This window comes from Neobacillus bataviensis, assembly GCF_019969725.1.
In genome coordinates, this window is sequence record NZ_JAHXYW010000013.1 from 78,610 (window position 1) to 95,997 (window position 17,388).

Genomic DNA, 17,388 nt, shown 5'->3' on the forward strand with positions numbered 1-17,388 from the left:
GTGAACGTGCTTACAAAGTTAACTAATATAAGTATAAAAAAAACAGGCATTTGCCTGCTATGGATAAACATCTAAAAAAATATCAATTTAATGGTTGATTTTTGTTTGTTCACCTAAAAGGAGGGTTGCGAGATACATGGTTAATAAATCATGGATATTATTAGGATTTAATCCGGTTAACTCTTCCGCCTTTTTCAAACGGTAATGGAGGGTATTGATGTGGATATGTAAATTTTTTGCTGTATTTTTTAATGAATGATTTTGATTAAATAATTCTTTGATGGTTGCCATAAGTTCATTTTCCAGGGTCAAAGGTCCAAGCGTCCGCTTTATAAAATCCGCTTTTGTTTTTTGACTGATTTCTTCTAATAGCATCTCCAGGGTTAGGTCCTCATCAAATGCAATACTGCTAGGTGATTTTACAATTTTTAAAGATCTTTCAGCTTGAGAGTAGGAGACCCTGATTTCTTTTGGGTCCGCTGGCTGGCCGACACCAGCAATCGCATGAATGTTAAAACGATCTAATAAAAAATGAAAAAACTGTTTTAAGCGCTTTTCTATCCTTTCTCGAGAGATACCGTTTGTGCAATTGATTAACAGAATGATTCGATCATTTCCTGAACGGGCAACAACTTCCTGATCATTTTTCTGAAACCTTTCAAAAATCGAGGACCATGCTTCCCGGGTTATAGGGGAGGTAAGTCCAGAAAATTCAATGATTACTGCAGATCTTATTATTTCCATATCGATGTTAAGCAGTTTTGCGCGATTCATAAAAGCATCATTCCACTCTTTGGCTTGGATCCAATCCATGACAAAAGATTCCAGAGCACGGGAATGCCAATCAAATTGCTCTGCATAATAATTTTCACTGATTAAAAGCTCGGTCATTTTTCGAATGATTTCTCCGAAAGGCGTCACTTTTGCTGGGTCTCCCGTAATACCGATTACACCAATTACGTCATTTTGGAAAAAAATCGGGAAGTTAATACCTGCTTTTACACCGATAAGTTTGGTTTGATCTTCTTTTGTAATAATCAGCTTTCTCTTATTTTGAGAAGCATTAAGCGCCCCTTCGTGAAAGGTTCCTAAACGTTCAAGGTCTGTACTTGCAATGATATACCCTTCAGTATTCACGACGATAATATCCTCGCCAATTAACTTTCTCACTTCTTTTACAATTTTCTCAGCGAGTTCAGGTAATAGCATGATTTGTCCCCCTCAAAAAACTATCTATTTATTATATCATGCAAATAAAAAACTCTGGGAGGCATAGTCCCAGAGTTTCTTACATTCAGTCGCTTCCATGGCTGACATCTTTGGAAGGATGCATAAATGGATAGCCTTTTGGCTTTTTTTTGCTTTCAAGAAGCTCACGGTTTTCGGCAGTATTCCAGCCAATATCATTGGTGGGATGAACCCACTGGTCCCCTGACATAATGGCAGGATCGGTTTCTTTTGACCAGTTTTCCAATGGCGAGTTTTCAGACGCATAAAGGCTGTCTCCGATGACTACGCCATGTTCATTAGTGAAGGGAGCCTCCATTTTAATACCAGTACCTTCAAAACTGGGGGCGTTAATTTGGTGGGGCATAGTTTCGTTAATGGTTACATTTTCTTCTTTTTCTTTTGTCATTTTTTCACCACTCCATTTTTTCTTATTTTCTTTCAACAGGATAATTTTATGAATGAAAAAAAAGGAAACGAATGATTAATTCATAAATGAAAAAACTATATATGTACGATTACTGATTAGGAGGAGTTACACAATGGCGAAGCGTAAAGCGGAATTTGATGCAGTGGAAAAATATACGAAAACCCCGCACAAAAATGTCCAGGAAAGTGAATTCTCAGCGGAGTTCACTGATAATAACAATGCTATTCGATTTCAAAACCGGAATTCAAAACTAGGAAAAAAAGGAAGAAGCTAAAATGGCAGGGCGTCGAAAAATCCCCCCACGTATTCCGACAGAGGATTTCAGTATGGAAATTGGCGATGTTAATGGGGTTAAGCTATATGAAATAAAAAAGATATTTAAGCAAAAAGGGGCAAGGAAAGAAAAATAAGCCGGGAATTCCCGGCTTTTTTATTTCATCTATAGGGAAATATAAGTGTCCGATTATTGGTTGGATCGAAATAGGCCAATAGATAGGAAGGAACATTTTTTATCTCACCCGTTGCTATATAACTTGATAAATCAAAAGAAAGCTCTTCAAGCATTGTATGCTTATATAATTCCTTTTCATTAAGTTCCAGCTTAATAAAAGCTTCTCCCAATAAAGAAGGATTTTCAGCGATTTGTTTATACACTTGTGTCCGTTCATTTTTATTAAAGCTAGCGTCCCACCACGGTTTTCTCGGCTTGTACTTATGATGTTTTAGGTAATCATACTTCATAAGACCAGCTGCCACATCTAGTTTTTCTATCGATTTATGCTCCAAAAAGGAATAGAGGCGGCGGAATAAATCTTCAAGCTGATGGCCAATTCTTGACCAGCCTTTCTGGTCCCAGTAGGATCCGAATTCTTGAAAGAAATCAAATGGTGAAGGGAAAACCTTCGTTACCAAATATTCAACCGTGTGATCCATACGGTGGTCATTCCAATACTTCTCGAGGACATCTTCTACTTGTTTAATCCTTACGATATCGTCAAAGGAAAGAACATTATTGCTTAGGATTTCATACGGTGAATGATCCATATATACATATTGATGCTCATCAGCTCGAAGACGGACCCCTGTGCCACGCAGCATTTTTAAAAACCCTAATTGCAATTCTTCCGGTCTCATTTCGAAAACATCGTTAAAGGTTTTGCGGAAAGAGGCATAGTCTTCTTCCGGAAGCCCAGCAATTAAATCAAGATGTTGATCAATTTTTCCGCCTTCTTTAACCAAGGTAACGGTTCTGGTCAGCTTTGCAAAATTCTGCTTCCGCATAACAATCTCGTTAGTATAATCATTGGTTGATTGGACACCGATTTCAAAACGGAACAAGCCTTCAGGTGCCTCTTGATTTAAAAATTCGATAACCTCAGGGCGCATGATATCAGCTGTAATTTCAAACTGGAATACCGTCCCTGGGAGGTGTTCATCAATGAGGAATCGAAACATATCCATAGCATAGCTTCTGCTGATATTAAAGGTACGGTCAACAAATTTAATCGTCTTTGCACCGTTTGTCATTAAATAACGGATATCTTCTTTTATTTTTTCGCGGTCAAAATAGCGGACGCCAACCTCAATAGAAGACAAACAGAATTGGCAGCTAAATGGACACCCGCGGCTTGTCTCAATATAAGTAACCCGCTTGCCCAAATGGGGAATATCCTCAGTGAATCGGTATGGTGATGGCAGTTCCTTCAAAACAAGCTTATTTCGTTGTGGTGTGCACTTCACGTGACCATTTTCACGGTAGGCAACACCATGGACATTCAATAAATTTTGACTCGTCTCTAATTCTGTTAGCAGCTGTTTAAACGTTTGTTCACCTTCACCAATCACAATAAAATCAATCTCTGGATAGTTTTCCATCCAATGAATCGTATCGTAAGTAACTTCAGGACCCCCTAAGACGATTGTAATAGAAGGATCTATTTTTTTAATCATATTGACAACTTTAAGCGTTTCTTCAATATTCCAAATGTAACAGCTGAAACCAATTACAGACGGTTTTTGTTGATAAAGGTCTGAGACAATGTTCATAATTGGGTCTTTTATTGTGTATTCTTTAATTTGTATGTCATACTCAGGCGAAGCAAAGGCTTTCAAATAGCGGATTGCTAGGTTTGTATGAATATACTTGGCATTTAAGGTAGAGCAAATAACCTTCATAAAAATACTCCTTTTGCTAAGGCTCTTTTCGTAAACTTTGTTGCTTTTGGAACTTATTAAGGACCATTTACGAAGTTCCCAGGCAATTTTCGTAAATGTTCTTACGAAAAGATGCCACGAAGAATCTAGTTATACGGATTGCTGAACTTATACAAAAAACAATAATCTTTGCGAAAATAGCCTTTGCTTAAATAAAACAATATTTTATTATAGTCTATTTTAAACAAAAATGATAGAAGCAAACCATGGAAAAAGACCCACGCTTGTTAAGCGTGGGTCTTAAGCATGGATTTCAATTACGGAATCATAAACGACAGTACATGACTCTGTAAGAAGGTCATGATTCCTACTAGTATGACCAGGATGAAGCTGTGTTTAACGGTAAAGCGGAATAAATCTGATTCCTTTCCGGCAAGTCCTACAGCGGCACAGGCAACTGCAATGGATTGAGGCGAAATCATTTTTCCGGTTACTCCCCCAGAAGAGTTGGCTGCAATGGCTAATACAGGGTCCATACCAATGGAGGTTGCTGTAATCTTTTGCAGGTTACCAAATAATAAGTTTGCGGATGTATCAGAACCAGTAATAAATACTCCCAGCCAGCCAAGGAAAGGCGAGAAGAATGGAAACAGGAGTGAGCCTGTTTTGGCAAGCGACATACCAAGAGTTGTGCTCATTCCTGATGCATTAGTAACATATGCAAACCCGACGACTGAACCAATTGTGAGAACTGGATATTTCAACTCATTAAGTGTTTCGCCAAAAGTAATAGCCCAGTTTTTCCATGAGATGCCGACAATGAATTTGGTTATGATACATGCAATTAATATGGCAGTTCCAGCTGCTCCAAGTACTTCAAGCTTATAAACAGCAGAGATAGGAGCACCTGCACTATTTAGAATTTTATTGTTTAGTAGTGATACTTCCGGCATAAATGTCAGAGCGTGGCCAATGGAATTAATCGCTTTTAAAATAGCATTTGTTCCTTCATAATGGCCCGTTAATGCAAGCTTAATAGTTGGGATTCCCCAAACAGAGATAATCCCAGTTAATACAAGGAATGGAGACCAAGCTTTGAAAATTTGTCCTCCGGAATAGTGTTCCTGATTGCTGTGAAGCTTTCGGGCTGTAGAAGTTGCAGCCAATTCCTGCTCTGCTGCGAATCGGTAAGTATTTTTCGGTTTCCAAAATTTTAAAAAAATCGCTAAAGCAAATAAAGAGACAAGAGCTGATAAAATATCCGGAAGTTCTGGTCCAATAAAATTAGAAGTTAAATACTGGGTTAGGGCAAAGGTAACCCCTGACACTAAAATGGCTGGTAAAACTTCCATGGATTTTTTGAAGCCTGTCATGATGAAAACGAGATAAAATGGAATAAAAACGGATAAGAATGGTAATTGGCGTCCGACCATTTTCGAAATTTCGATTGCCGGAACCCCAGTTGGACCCTCAACAGCAATAATCGGAATTCCAATTGCACCAAAAGCAACTGGTGCAGTGTTCGCAATCAGGCAAAGTCCGGCAGCATATAAAGGATTGAAGCCTAACCCAACTAATAAAGCAGCTGAAATGGCAACCGGCGCACCGAACCCTGCAGCCCCCTCAAGAAATGCTCCAAATGAAAATGCAACCAATAACGCCTGTAATCGGCGGTCTTCCGTGATCGATAATACTGAATTTCTTATTATATCAAACTGACCTGTTTTTACAGTTAGTTTATATAAAAATACGGAAGTAATAATAATCCAGCCGATTGGCAAAATACCATAAATAGCTCCTTGAGTTGCTGACATAAATGCCATGCTCGCTGGCATTTTATATGCGATGATCGCAACCAATAAAGCAATAGCTAGTGTAGATAGACCAGCTATATGGCCTTTCATCCGTTTTACAGCTAAAGCCCAGAAGAAATAAAGGATTGGAATAAGTGCAACAATTGCGGAAAGTGCGAGATTGTCTCCCACAGCGGTAAAATTTTGTGTAAATGTCATTAGCGTAATCCCCCCGAATTTGCTTGAAATAGTTTTTTTACAAAAAAAAGAGCTCCTCTCTTAATGTTTTGTTAGCAAACGCTTTCAAATGATGATTCGGTCATCAGATGACTCGATGTTTCTCTCTGTAAAGAATTATAAGGGACAATTTTAATAAAATTCAATAGAAAATTTAAAAAATTTTTATAAATTGAAAATAAATAAAACAGAAAATGAATTAAAACTCCGCCTGTTAAGAATTAGTTTGGGTGCACTTTGTTTGAAAAAAATGTATGATAATAGTTACATGTTGATTGTTTGTTAGGGGATGTCTTAGATGAAATATAAAAAAATAAAACCCAAAAAAATATATGAAGAAGTTGCTGAAGCTATATATGAAATGATTCGAACAGGAGAGTTAAAGCCTGGTGATAAGCTGGATTCTGTTCAACAGCTCGCGGAAAACTTCCAAGTTGGTCGTTCTGCAATTCGCGAGGCGTTAACGTCATTAAGGGCGATGGGTCTAATTGAAATGAAGCAGGGGGAAGGAACATATATAAAAGAGTTTGAAACAGACCAAATTACCTTCCCGTTATCAACTGCAATTTTAATGAATAAGGATGATATCACCCATCTTTTAGAGGTACGAAAGATTATTGAAGTCGGTACAGCAGGGGCAGCCGCGAAAAAGAGAACAGATCACCACCTTAAGAATATGGTGAGCGCATTGAAAGATATGAGCGAGGCCCAAGGGAATGAAGAACTTGGTGAGAAAGCAGATCTGCAGTTCCATTTAGCCATCGCAGAAGCATCGCAAAACCCGCTTTTACTTAGCCTAATGAACCATGTTTCCGATTTAATGGGTGAAACAATGAAAGAGACGAGAAGGGTTTGGTTATATTCTAAGCAGACAACTTTAGAACGGTTATATGAGGAGCACGTGGCTATTTATGAGGCTATAAGGGACGAAAACGAGGACGGAGCTAAACAATCGATGTTTAAGCACCTTGAAAACGTTGAAGAAATCCTACAAAAGTATCTCCAGTATAATAATTTATCAATTTAAGTTTAAAAAACGGTTCTAATTGTTAGAATCGTTTTTTTTATAAAAGTTTTCTGAAAGCCCTTTCTATGTTTAGCAATTTTATAGTAATATGATAATTATAAAATTTGAACATTCTTTTTTTTATCAGTCATCAGATGACCGGTTAATCAGGTGTACGGTGGCGCCCAATATATTAGATAATAAGAAGGGGAGAAACACATGAAGGTTACTCTTTTTGCGACTTGTTTAGTTGACTTATTTCAAAGCAATGTAGGTAAAGCGACAGTAGAATTACTTGAAAGGCTGGGATGTGAAATTCAATTTCCGGAATCACAGGTCTGCTGTGGACAGCCAGCATATAATAGCGGTTATGTTAAAGAATCAAAGGAAGCTATGAAACGAATGATCGAAACATTTATGGATGCGGAATACGTCGTGTCTCCTTCCGGATCATGCGCATTAATGTTCCATGAATATCCTCATATTTTTAAAGGTGACCCTGACTGGGAACCAAAAGCAAAAAAATTGGCTGAAAAGACATTTGAGTTAACACAATTTATTGTTGAAGTTTTAAAAATAGAAGATGTCGGTGCAAAATTTGAAGCGAGTGTAACTTACCATACTTCATGTCATATGACGAGATTATTAGGTGTAAAAGAGGCACCTATGATTCTTTTAAAAAATGTTAAAGGGATAAAGTTTACAGAATTGCCAGGCAAGGAACAATGCTGCGGCTTTGGAGGAACCTTTTCAGTTAAAATGGCGCAAATATCCGAGCAAATGGTCGATGAAAAGGTGCGGCATGTAGAAGAAACCGAGGCTGAGTATTTAATCGGTGCAGATGCAGGCTGTCTTATGAATATTGGCGGCCGAATTGAAAGAAAAGGGAAGCCAATCAAGGTGTTGCATATAGCAGAAGTATTAAATAGCCTGTAAATCAAAAGTTTGAGAGAATGTGAATTAAATTGAAGGGTGGAGGAGTATTCAAATGGCAATGAAGATTGGCACGGATCAATTTAAGGAACGTGTTGATAAAGGAATTCATAATTCCTTTATGCGTGGTGCGGTAGCTGGTGCACAGGATGGAATGGGTATAAAAAGACGGGTAGCAACTGAGGAACTGGGAAACTGGGAAGATTGGCGTTCACATGGTGAAGAAATCCGACAGCATGTACTAAAGCATTTAGATTATTATTTAGAACAATTAAGCGAGAATGTCGCAAAACGGGGCGGCCATGTTTTTTTCGCTCAGACAAAAGAAGAGGCCAATGAGTATATTCGCGGCATTGTTCAAAAGAAAAACGCAAAAAAAATCGTTAAATCTAAATCGATGGTCACCGAAGAAATTAGTTTAAATGCAGTACTGGAGCAAGAGGGATGTGAGGTTATTGAAACGGACCTTGGGGAATACATTCTTCAAGTCGATGACCATGACCCGCCATCCCATATAGTAGTTCCAGCACTGCATAAAAATAAAGAGCAAATTCGCGATGTATTCAAAGAAAAATTAGGTTATACAAAAACATCGAAGCCAGAAGAACTGGCCGCACATGCACGTGAAATGCTTCGTAAGGAATACTTGTCAGCCGATATCGGAATAACGGGCTGTAACTTTGCTGTTGCAGAAACGGGTTCTTTTAGTTTAGTAACAAATGAAGGGAATGCTGATTTAGTAACAGCATTACCAAAAACGCAGATTACTGTCATGGGAATGGAAAGAATTGTTCCTACATTTGAAGAAATGGAGGTTCTCGTCAGCCTCTTAACAAGAAGCGCGGTAGGCCAAAAATTGACGAGTTATATTACGGTTTTAACAGGACCAAGAGAGGAATTAGACGTTGACGGTCCGGAGGAATTTCACCTCGTCATCGTCGATAATGGCCGTTCCAATATTTTAGGTGGAGAATTCCAGGCAGTCTTGCAATGTATCCGCTGTGCAGCGTGTATTAATGTCTGCCCAGTTTATCGTCATGTAGGGGGCCATTCATATGGTTCCATTTATTCCGGTCCGATTGGAGCTGTTTTATCTCCATTGCTTGGGGGATATGACGAATATAAAGAATTACCTTATGCCTCCACACTTTGTGGGGCTTGTACGGAGGTTTGTCCTGTAAAAATACCGTTACACAATCTTCTTCATAAACACAGGGAAATCATAGTTGAAAAAGAAGGGAAAGCTCCAATATCTGAAAAGCTTGCGATGAAAGCATTCGGCTTAGGAGCGGCCTCTCCGACATTGTATAAGCTTGGTACTAAAATGGCACCGGCAGCCATGAATCCGTTCACCGTAGGAGATAAAATCTCAAAAGGTCCCGGTCCCCTGAAGGCATGGACGGAAATTCGAGAATTTCCGGCTCCAAATAAAGAAAGATTTAGAGATTGGTTTAAAAATCGCGAAAAGGGTGGTAAGTGAAAATGTCAGGCATGATACAAAATCGGGAGAAATTTTTAAATCAAATTGCCAGCCGCCTTGACCGTCCGCGAATTATCGGTTTGGTAGAAAGGCCCCAATGGGCATTCCAGCCGCAGCAGGAGGTTTTAAAGGATGCGTCACAGGATGAATTGTTAGAAGTCTTGACAGAGCAGTGTAAAAAAATTCATACGAAGCTATACACAACTAACCTAGAGGAATTACCTGCAACTCTTGATGAAGTTGTAACCTCCTATGGCGGGGGACCGATTGTGGCTTGGAAAGATGCTCGTTTTTCTAAGTGGGGGCTAGATCAGCTGATGAAAAAGGACTGGCCTAAGCAGTGCATTGATGTATACGAATGGGATTATAAAAAAGAGGAAGAAAACATCGCCAAAGCGGAACAGGCGAATGTGGGTATTACTATCAGTGAAATAACATTAGCCGAATCTGGAACGGTTGTTTTGTTTAGTGATGAGAATAAAGGAAGAACGATCAGTTTTTTACCGGCGACCTATATTGCCTTAATTCCGAAAAGCAGTTTAGTTCCCCGTATGACCCAAGCAGCACAAAAGATGCGTGAAATTCATCAGAAAACTGGACATGTGGCATCATGCATCAATTTTATAACTGGACCAAGTAATTCAGCAGATATTGAGTTAAATCTTGTCGTTGGAGTACATGGTCCCATTAAAGCATCTTATATTGTCATTAATGATTTATAATTTTTAATAAAGGACTGCCTTTACATTCTAAAGGCAGTCCTTTTTTGGAAATAAAACACTGTTATAATACAAAAATTTCCCTGTTGTATAAAAAGGTAAACCTTTTCAAGTCATACACATTAACGGTTTGGGTGAAATGAATAAATGTGTTATAAAATTTTTTCTTCTATGTTTGACTTTTGTCACAGCTAAAAAATAAGTGATGCTATACAATAACTTTTGGGGAAGTTAATTTTTTATGTCTTTTTCTTGTTAAATTTTTGAACGAAATAATTGTCTAGCTGCAGCGCCTAGGCGCTGCAGCATTTCTAAAATGGGAGGGACATTATGTCTATTTTACCAAAGAAAAATGAATTAGGATTTTTTGAAATCCGTCTTGAATCAATCGGCGGGCTGGGTGCAAACCTAGCTGGAAAAATGTTAGCGGAAGCTGGCGTTTTAAGTCTTGGTTTAAAAGGTTCCAATTTTTCATCATATGGATCTGAAAAGAAGGGGTCCCCTGTTAAGAGTTTTATCCGTTTTTGTGATCCCGATGTCGAAATTAGAGATCATAGCCCAATCGAACAGCCTCATGTAGTGGGTGTTTTCCATGAAGCTTTATATAGAACGGTTAATGTTGTCAGCGGATTGAATGCTGGTGGAATCGTTTTAGTAAACACAGCAAGAGAATTTGATGATGTTAAAACGGATTTACAGCTAGAATATGGCACACTTGCCATTGTAGATGCTTTATCTATTGCTGTAGAGGAAAAAACAAAGGTCAATACAGCGATGCTAGGTGCATTATATCGTATTTGCGAATTTCTTGATCCTGATTCAATGAGAGATGTGATTCGGAAAACATTTACTAAGAAATATCCTCATTTAGTTGAACCCAATATTCGAACATTTGACCGTGGCTATAATGAAGTTCAATTTAAAAAATATGAAGTGCCGGAAGGAGCTGAAGGCAAGGCCTTCACACGTCCGCTTCCACAGCTTGGTTACATGACTCAGGAAATTGGCGGGGTTATAGTTGCGCAAGCAAATAGTATTTTTAAAGATTTAAGCGGTTCACGACAAGGATTTCTTCCAGAGTTCCAACAAGAAAAATGCATTCATTGTGCTGCCTGTGATAATGTTTGTCCTGATTTTTGTTTTGTCTGGGATGAAGGAGAAGATAAGCGCGGCAGAAAGCAAATGTTTCTTAAAGGAATTGACTATCAATATTGTAAAGGCTGCTTAAAATGTGTGGAAGCATGTCCAACAGATGCCCTTGGTGACCTTCGCGAAATGCTTGGATATGCAGACGAAAACCGCGTAAAGCAAAACTTTCCTTATATTGCAGGGGGGATTCTCTAATGGCCATTTTAGAAGATAAGTTAACTACACAAGGGACCGCAGAACAGATTTCTACATTTGAGTCAGGTAATGAAATGGCTGCCATGGCGGCAGCACAAATTAATTACCATATTATGGGATACTTCCCAATTACCCCTTCAACAGAGGTCGCCCAATTCTTAGACCAGATGAAAACGCGCGGCGAGCATGATATTAAGCTGATTCCTGCTGATGGAGAACACGGTTCTGCCGGTATTTGTTACGGTGCTGCTGTGACAGGAGCCCGGGTTATTAATGCAACAAGTGCCAATGGTTTTTTATACATGCTTGAACAAATGCCGGTCCAATCAGGTACTCGTTTCCCTATGGTTATGAATTTAGTTACTCGTGCAGTCAGCGGGCCGCTTGATATTCGCGGTGATCACTCCGATCTTTATTATGCATTGAATACTGGCTGGGTGATTTTAACGGCTAAAACGCCGCAAGCAGTTTATGATATGAATATTATGGCATTAAAGATTGCCGAACACTCAAAAGTACGTCTACCCGTTATTGTAGCTTATGACGGATTCTTTACATCCCATCAAAAGCGCAGAGTTGAATTCTTTAAGGATCGTCGTGTTGTGCAGCAATTTGTTGGTGAATGTCCAACTGATTACAATTTTGTCAGGGATCTAAGCAAGCCAGTAACAATTGGGGCACATATGAGCGGTGATGATTTCATCAACAATCACTTCCAGCAATCTGAAGCAATATACAATGCTGGTAAGGTATTTAAAGAAGTTGCTGCTGAATATTCAAAACTTTCAGGTAGAGAATATCCTGTACTGGATTTATATAAAATGGAAGATGCAGATGTGGCATTATTCCTCTTAAACTCCGCTGCAGAGTCCGCCAAGGATGTTGTCGATCAACTTCGAGAAAAAGGAATTAAGGCTGGTGTCATCAGCCCGAATATTATTCGACCATTCCCTGCGAAGGTGATTCGCGAAGCCCTTAAGAATGTAAAAACATTATTAGTGGGTGAACGAGCTGATTCATACGGCGCAAATGGGCCAAACTTAACACACGAAGTGAAATCAGCGCTTCAAGATGACAAGAACAATAAAACAATCGTTTTAAGCCGTGTTTTCGGTCTTGGCGGTAAGGATTTCTATGCAAGTGATGCCCAGGCTTTCTTTGATATGGCGATCGACGCGATGGAAAAAGGATATGCTGAAAAACCGTTTGATTACTATGGCCATATTCCAGGCAACCCTGATAAAATTCTTAAGCCTGTCATTTTGCCTCAACATGGAGATGTATTTAAAACAGGTTTAATCGATGTCAAAATGGATGAAGAGACCAATAAATTAAAGGTGAAAATTCCTCCACTAAGGGCTCTTACCGGGAAGCCAAAACGGATTGCATCTGGTCACGGGGCATGTCCAGGCTGCGGAATCTTTGCTGGATTAGAACTTTTCTTTAAAGGAATTGAGGGTGATATTGTTACTCTATTCCAAACGGGCTGTGCTTATGTAACGACAACGGGTTATCCAAGCACATCACATAAGCAAACGATGATACACAATCTTTTCCAAAACGGTGCAGCAACTCTATCAGGTACGCTAGAAGCGTTCATGGAATTAAAACGACGCGGGGAAATTAATGTATCAGACGATGCTACCTTTGTCATGATTACGGGTGATGGCGGTATGGACATTGGTATGGGGGCAGCAATTGGTACAGCGCTTCGTGGACATAAACTAATCATGCTTGAGTATGATAATGAAGGGTATATGAATACTGGTTCGCAAATGTCTTATTCCACTCCAATTGGACATATGACTAGTACTTCTGGTGTTGGTAAAGCCCAGCGTGGAAAAGCATTCCATCATAAGGATACCGCACAAATTATGGCGGCAACCAACATTCCTTATGTGTTTACAGGATCAGAGGCATTCCCGCAGGATTTAGTGAAAAAAGGTGCAAAGGCCCAGTGGTATGCTCAAAATGTTGGCACTGTTTACGGGAAAATACTCATCACATGCCCGCTTAACTGGAAATCAGATGACCGATACGGTACAAAAATTGTCGAAGCAGCCGTTGATTCTTGCTTCTTCCCGCTTTATGAGGTGGAACAAGGAATTACGACGATTACCTACAATCCCGAAGATAAGAACAAACGGATTCCACTTTCTGACTGGTTGAAATACATGGGTAAAACCAAGCATCTTCTTAATGAAGAAAATAAACCATTATTAGAAGAATTTGAAGCAGAAGTTGAAAAGAGATGGCAGCGCCTGAAAGCTAAGAATGATAACCCAATGTTATGATATAATAGACCACTTCCTAAAATCAGGAAGTGGTTTATTTGTTTGACAGTATTCAATAAATTCGATATATTTCTAATTAGATGATTATCAAATATAGAAAAGGTGTGATCTTTGATGCAGCTAAATCGCTTAGTCGAGTTCTATAAAACGATGGGCGACCCAACAAGGGTTAGAATTGTTTCACTTCTAGCAAAAGGACCTCTGCACGGTCAGGCAATTGCAGGCAAGCTTGGCTTAACCGCACCAACAATTACCCATCACTTAAAGAAATTAAGAGAGGTTCATCTGGTTTATGAAAGAAGAGATAAAAATACGATTTACTTTTATTTAAATAGTTCTTTAATCAAACAGCAGGCAGAAGTACTCTCGCAGCTATTGGATAAAAGGGGGGAGGAGCTGGAAAATATGGTGGAAGATAGTCTTGAAAGGCAAAAAATAATCGAGAATTTCTATACTAAAGACGGAAAATTAAAAAATATTCCTTCACAGCGGAAAAAGAAATTAATCGTGTTTGAGCATATGGTACAAGGGTTAAAAAAAGGAAAGAAATATGAAGAAAAAGAAATAAATGAGTTTATTAAACAATTTCACGAGGATTATGCAACCATTCGCCGGGAATTTATAATTAATCATTATATGTATCGGGAAAATGGAATATATGAGCTAAATCCTGAAGAAATGTGGGCGAAGCCCGAATGAAAAAGCAATCCGAAGCTTCGGATTGCCTTTTCATTTCTAAATTACCGTTTTAACTACATGGATAAATTCTTGCAGGTTTTTGATTTCGTTTCGAAGTTTAATAAGGGTTTTACCAAGTTCCAATGTCTTTTGTTTTGCCGCTATTCGTATTTCTTTATTTTCAATTGAATCCAAATCGGCAACATGTGCAAGACCGATGGTTCTTCTAATTAATTCACAGCCGGCAAAACCAATAGAGTCTTCGAAAAATTTAGATAAATTATATTTCAAGAATGCCGATGTTTTTGCTAAAGGTTCCTTATTCTCTCGTTCCCACAAATGAGAAAATTGACTTTCAAAAACATTCCAGACTGTTTCAATATGCTTGATAAAGATATCACGGTTTTTATCGTTCACAATGACCTGGAAGAGAAGGTTGCCAAATACTTGGCCGATATCAAATCCGGCAGGACCATAGAAGGCAAATTCAGGGTCAATAACTTTTGTTTCCCAATCATTCGCAAAAACACTTCCAGTATGGAGGTCGCCATGAAGAAGAACTTCTGCATCAGTTAAAAAGTTTTTTTTCAAAATATTAACATGATGCTTCAATTCTTCATCGTGCCAAAGTTCTTCAACAGCTGGCCTTAATTCAGCTTCAAAATTATTTGTCTCTGCATCATAAAATGGGTCGGTGAAGATTAAATCCTCTGTAATTTTGCACAGTTCAGGATTGATAAACTGCTGTACCCTTTCTTTCTTAACAGCAGGACCTAAACCATAATCTGAGGTAAAAAATAAAGTATTGGCGAGATACTCTCCAAGATGCTGTGATATTAAGGGGTAGGTTCTTCCTTCGATAAAGCCTGTTCTCGCAATCAAAAGATGAGATAAATCCTCCATGACTGTTACTGCGAGTATATCATCTGTGTGATAAACCCTGGGTACATAATCAGGAGCCATTTGGCCAAAAATTTTTAAGGCGTCTGCTTCAATCTTGGCTCTTTTTAGGGTAAGAGGCCAGCTTTCCCCAACCACCTTTGCGTAAGGAAGAGCTTGTTTGATAATAATGCTTTTATCATGCTGTTTATCGACAATATGAAAAACAAGGTTTAAGTTGCCATCACCAATTTCCTTACAAGTGAGATCCGCATTATCAGTAACTAGATTTAAGCGTAATGCTAGCTCAATGGCAGCGGCTTCGGTTAATGGTTGATAGGTTTGTTGTTTTAATAGACTCATTATTTTATTCTCCTTTTTTCGGAGGCTAGGTTGTGGATGGGGGCACAAAAAAGCCTCTTTCTTTTTTGAAAGAGGCTCTGAAGACATTCATGTCTGTCGCACCTCTTATCTTTCAGAAAGACAATCCTTCTGTTGGAATTAGCACCGTGCCTTATTCGGGTTTTCCCCGGCGAAAAATTCGCCCCATTTTTACAATGGGATTATGGTCGGTTGCTGGGCTTCAAAGGGCCAAATCCCTCAGCCAGCTCGTGATAAGAGTATCTGAATTTTAAAATTTATTAATCTGATAAGTACTATAACAGGATAAAAAGATTAGTGTCAATATTTTTTGAAAATTATTTTTATTGTCACTGAAAAGTTCGGAGTATTTACTTTACAAGTAAATATAAAAGTTATATCATTTGTGACTAGAATTTCAAACCAAAAATGAAATAGTTAGAGCAGGTGAGAGTATTGAAACAATTTCCGCCATCAAATCTTTTAAACAGTCTGCCAAAACAATTTTTTGCCTCCCTTGTTAAAAAGGTGGATCAATATCTTGAACAAGGCTATGATGTCATTAATTTAGGACAGGGTAATCCTGATCAGCCAACACCCGGGCATATTGTTGCCAAGCTTCAGGAAGCAGCAGCCAATCCCGTCAACCATAAATATTCGCCCTTTCAAGGACATAAATATTTAAAACAGGCTGCCGCGGAATTTTATTTGAGGGAATATGGAGTTACCATTGATCCCAAAAAAGAGGTCGCCATTCTTTTTGGCGGCAAAGCAGGCCTGGTAGAAATACCTCAGTGCTTATTAAATCCTGGTGATACTATTCTGGTTCCAGATCCCGGCTATCCCGATTATTGGTCTGGTGTCGCCCTGGCCCAAGCTGAAATGGCAATAATGCCATTAAGAGAGAAGAATCATTTCTTACCAGATTATCAGGAAATGTCACCGGAAATTTTATCTAAGGCTAAATTAATGTTCCTCAATTATCCTAATAATCCAACAGGAGCAACTGCCACAACCGAATTCTTTGAGGATACAGTCAAGCTTGCCAGTAAAAATGATATTTGCGTTGTCCATGACTTTGCCTACGGGGCAATAGGTTTTGACGGAAAAAAACCAATCAGCTTCCTGCAGGTGGAAGGGGCAAAAGATGTGGGTATCGAAATTTATACACTTTCCAAATCCTATAATATGGCCGGCTGGCGCGTAGGATTTGCTGTTGGAAATGAAAGTGTTATTTCGGCAATAGAGCTTTTGCAGGATCATCTTTATGTTAGTTTATTTGGTGCTGTCCAGGAGGCTGCAGCTGAAGCGTTAACTGCCTCACAAGAATGTGTGAAGGAATTAAATCAGCTTTATGAGCGAAGAAGGAATGTCCTAATTGACGGCTTGCGGTCGTTAGGCTGGGATGTTACAGCTCCTAAAGGATCCTTTTTTGCATGGTTAAAGGTCCCCAATGGTCTAACGTCAGAGGAATTCGCTAATATTCTTCTCGAACAAGTACATATCATGGTCGCCCCAGGTATTGGCTTTGGTCAATATGGAGAAGGTTTTGTCCGTGTTGGACTTTTATCTTCTGAGGAGCGGCTAAGGGAAGCTGTCAGAAGAATTAGTTGTTTAGAAATTTTTGAAAAATAGGTTGACATTTTAATTCTTTCTTGGGATAATCCAAACTAAAGTTAACTAATATGAAAATAATTAATATTACGAATCGTTTTCTTATCAAGAGCAGGCGGAGGGACTAGCCCAATGAAGCCCGGCAACCGACTTAAACCATTTTTAAGCACGGTGCTAAATCTTGCAGCGAACAGCTGATAGATGAGAAGATGTTAGTTTGTAACGCTAACCTCTTCTTTT

15 protein-coding genes and 2 riboswitches are annotated in these 17,388 nt (G+C 38.9%); of the genes, 10 read left to right on the forward strand and 5 right to left on the reverse strand.

Annotated elements, in window-relative coordinates:
* Positions 1-87: 87 nt before the first annotated feature.
* Both LC455_RS25110 and LC455_RS25115 read right to left on the reverse strand, forming a co-directional pair.
* The gene (locus LC455_RS25110) at positions 88-1,209 is read right to left on the reverse strand and encodes a CdaR family transcriptional regulator (protein ID WP_223595103.1); all 1,122 of its coding nucleotides are present in this window, start codon (positions 1,207-1,209) and stop codon (positions 88-90) included.
* Between the two features lie 85 nt (positions 1,210-1,294).
* The gene (locus LC455_RS25115) at positions 1,295-1,636 is read right to left on the reverse strand and encodes a DUF3905 domain-containing protein (RefSeq protein WP_223595104.1); all 342 of its coding nucleotides are present in this window, start codon (positions 1,634-1,636) and stop codon (positions 1,295-1,297) included.
* Positions 1,637-1,769: 133 nt separating this feature from the next.
* Between LC455_RS25115 and LC455_RS25120 the strand changes: the two genes are divergently transcribed.
* Complete coding sequence (locus LC455_RS25120) at positions 1,770-1,931, forward strand: hypothetical protein (RefSeq protein WP_166257651.1); 162 nt, start codon at positions 1,770-1,772, stop codon at positions 1,929-1,931.
* A gap of 1 nt (position 1,932) precedes the next feature.
* Positions 1,933-2,067 carry a hypothetical protein gene (locus LC455_RS31550; RefSeq protein ID WP_263297902.1) on the forward strand — a complete coding sequence of 45 codons (135 nt, stop codon included), beginning with the start codon at positions 1,933-1,935 and terminating at the stop codon, positions 2,065-2,067.
* A 25-nt stretch (positions 2,068-2,092) separates the two neighbouring features.
* Here LC455_RS31550 and LC455_RS25125 read toward each other — a convergent pair whose 3' ends face one another.
* Positions 2,093-3,832: a B12-binding domain-containing radical SAM protein gene (locus LC455_RS25125; RefSeq protein ID WP_223595105.1), complete on the reverse strand. Its 1,740-nt coding sequence runs from the start codon at positions 3,830-3,832 to the stop codon at positions 2,093-2,095.
* Between the two features lie 296 nt (positions 3,833-4,128).
* Entirely contained in the window at positions 4,129-5,823 is a 1,695-nt protein-coding gene (locus LC455_RS25130) for an L-lactate permease (RefSeq protein WP_223595106.1), read from the reverse strand.
* Positions 5,824-6,139: 316 nt separating this feature from the next.
* Here LC455_RS25130 and LC455_RS25135 point away from each other — a divergent pair, with 316 nt between their 5' ends.
* The 7 genes from LC455_RS25135 to LC455_RS25165 all read left to right on the forward strand — a co-directional run bounded on the left by LC455_RS25135 (position 6,140) and on the right by LC455_RS25165 (position 14,316).
* Positions 6,140-6,868, forward strand: a complete 729-nt coding sequence (locus LC455_RS25135; protein WP_223595107.1) for a FadR/GntR family transcriptional regulator — start codon at positions 6,140-6,142, stop codon at positions 6,866-6,868.
* Between the two features lie 198 nt (positions 6,869-7,066).
* Positions 7,067-7,783, forward strand: coding sequence for a (Fe-S)-binding protein (locus tag LC455_RS25140; RefSeq protein ID WP_223595109.1), 717 nt, complete (start codon positions 7,067-7,069; stop codon positions 7,781-7,783).
* A 52-nt stretch (positions 7,784-7,835) separates the two neighbouring features.
* Complete coding sequence (locus LC455_RS25145) at positions 7,836-9,260, forward strand: LutB/LldF family L-lactate oxidation iron-sulfur protein (protein ID WP_223595111.1); 1,425 nt, start codon at positions 7,836-7,838, stop codon at positions 9,258-9,260.
* 2 nt (positions 9,261-9,262) lie between these two features.
* Entirely contained in the window at positions 9,263-9,982 is a 720-nt protein-coding gene (locus tag LC455_RS25150) for a LutC/YkgG family protein (protein WP_223595113.1), read from the forward strand.
* Positions 9,983-10,309: 327 nt separating this feature from the next.
* On the forward strand, positions 10,310-11,323 hold the full coding sequence (locus LC455_RS25155) for a 2-oxoacid:acceptor oxidoreductase family protein (protein WP_223595115.1): 1,014 nt from the start codon (positions 10,310-10,312) through the stop codon (positions 11,321-11,323).
* Entirely contained in the window at positions 11,323-13,617 is a 2,295-nt protein-coding gene (locus tag LC455_RS25160; protein ID WP_223595116.1) for a transketolase C-terminal domain-containing protein, read from the forward strand. The genes LC455_RS25155 and LC455_RS25160 overlap by 1 nt, the downstream gene beginning before the upstream one ends.
* A 114-nt stretch (positions 13,618-13,731) precedes the next feature.
* Positions 13,732-14,316 carry a metalloregulator ArsR/SmtB family transcription factor gene (locus LC455_RS25165; protein WP_223595118.1) on the forward strand — a complete coding sequence of 195 codons (585 nt, stop codon included), beginning with the start codon at positions 13,732-13,734 and terminating at the stop codon, positions 14,314-14,316.
* A gap of 36 nt (positions 14,317-14,352) precedes the next feature.
* On the opposite strand, the gene mtnK is transcribed toward LC455_RS25165, so the two are convergent.
* A complete protein-coding gene (gene mtnK / locus LC455_RS25170; protein ID WP_223595119.1) occupies positions 14,353-15,537 on the reverse strand; it encodes an S-methyl-5-thioribose kinase in 1,185 nt (394 codons plus the stop codon).
* A gap of 102 nt (positions 15,538-15,639) precedes the next feature.
* Positions 15,640-15,795, reverse strand: a riboswitch (SAM riboswitch).
* Between the two features lie 195 nt (positions 15,796-15,990).
* Here mtnK and LC455_RS25175 point away from each other — a divergent pair.
* Entirely contained in the window at positions 15,991-17,169 is a 1,179-nt protein-coding gene (locus LC455_RS25175; protein ID WP_223595121.1) for a pyridoxal phosphate-dependent aminotransferase, read from the forward strand.
* 78 nt (positions 17,170-17,247) lie between these two features.
* A riboswitch (SAM riboswitch) is annotated at positions 17,248-17,356 on the forward strand.
* Positions 17,357-17,388 lie beyond the last annotated feature (32 nt).

Bases quoted from the DNA above. Each gene is read 5' to 3' on its own strand.
- mtnK (WP_223595119.1), bottom strand. From the start codon at position 15,537: ATGAGTCTATTAAAACAACAAACCTATCAACCATTAACCGAAGCCGCT.
- LC455_RS25110 (WP_223595103.1), bottom strand. From the start codon at position 1,209: ATGCTATTACCTGAACTCGCTGAGAAAATTGTAAAAGAAGTGAGAAAG.
- LC455_RS25165 (WP_223595118.1), top strand. From the start codon at position 13,732: ATGCAGCTAAATCGCTTAGTCGAGTTCTATAAAACGATGGGCGACCCA.
- LC455_RS25130 (WP_223595106.1), bottom strand. From the start codon at position 5,823: ATGACATTTACACAAAATTTTACCGCTGTGGGAGACAATCTCGCACTT.
- LC455_RS25140 (WP_223595109.1), top strand. From the start codon at position 7,067: ATGAAGGTTACTCTTTTTGCGACTTGTTTAGTTGACTTATTTCAAAGC.
- LC455_RS25145 (WP_223595111.1), top strand. From the start codon at position 7,836: ATGGCAATGAAGATTGGCACGGATCAATTTAAGGAACGTGTTGATAAA.
- LC455_RS31550 (WP_263297902.1), top strand. From the start codon at position 1,933: ATGGCAGGGCGTCGAAAAATCCCCCCACGTATTCCGACAGAGGATTTC.
- LC455_RS25150 (WP_223595113.1), top strand. From the start codon at position 9,263: ATGTCAGGCATGATACAAAATCGGGAGAAATTTTTAAATCAAATTGCC.
- LC455_RS25155 (WP_223595115.1), top strand. From the start codon at position 10,310: ATGTCTATTTTACCAAAGAAAAATGAATTAGGATTTTTTGAAATCCGT.
- LC455_RS25115 (WP_223595104.1), bottom strand. From the start codon at position 1,636: ATGACAAAAGAAAAAGAAGAAAATGTAACCATTAACGAAACTATGCCC.
- LC455_RS25120 (WP_166257651.1), top strand. From the start codon at position 1,770: ATGGCGAAGCGTAAAGCGGAATTTGATGCAGTGGAAAAATATACGAAA.
- LC455_RS25135 (WP_223595107.1), top strand. From the start codon at position 6,140: ATGAAATATAAAAAAATAAAACCCAAAAAAATATATGAAGAAGTTGCT.
- LC455_RS25125 (WP_223595105.1), bottom strand. From the start codon at position 3,832: ATGAAGGTTATTTGCTCTACCTTAAATGCCAAGTATATTCATACAAAC.
- LC455_RS25160 (WP_223595116.1), top strand. From the start codon at position 11,323: ATGGCCATTTTAGAAGATAAGTTAACTACACAAGGGACCGCAGAACAG.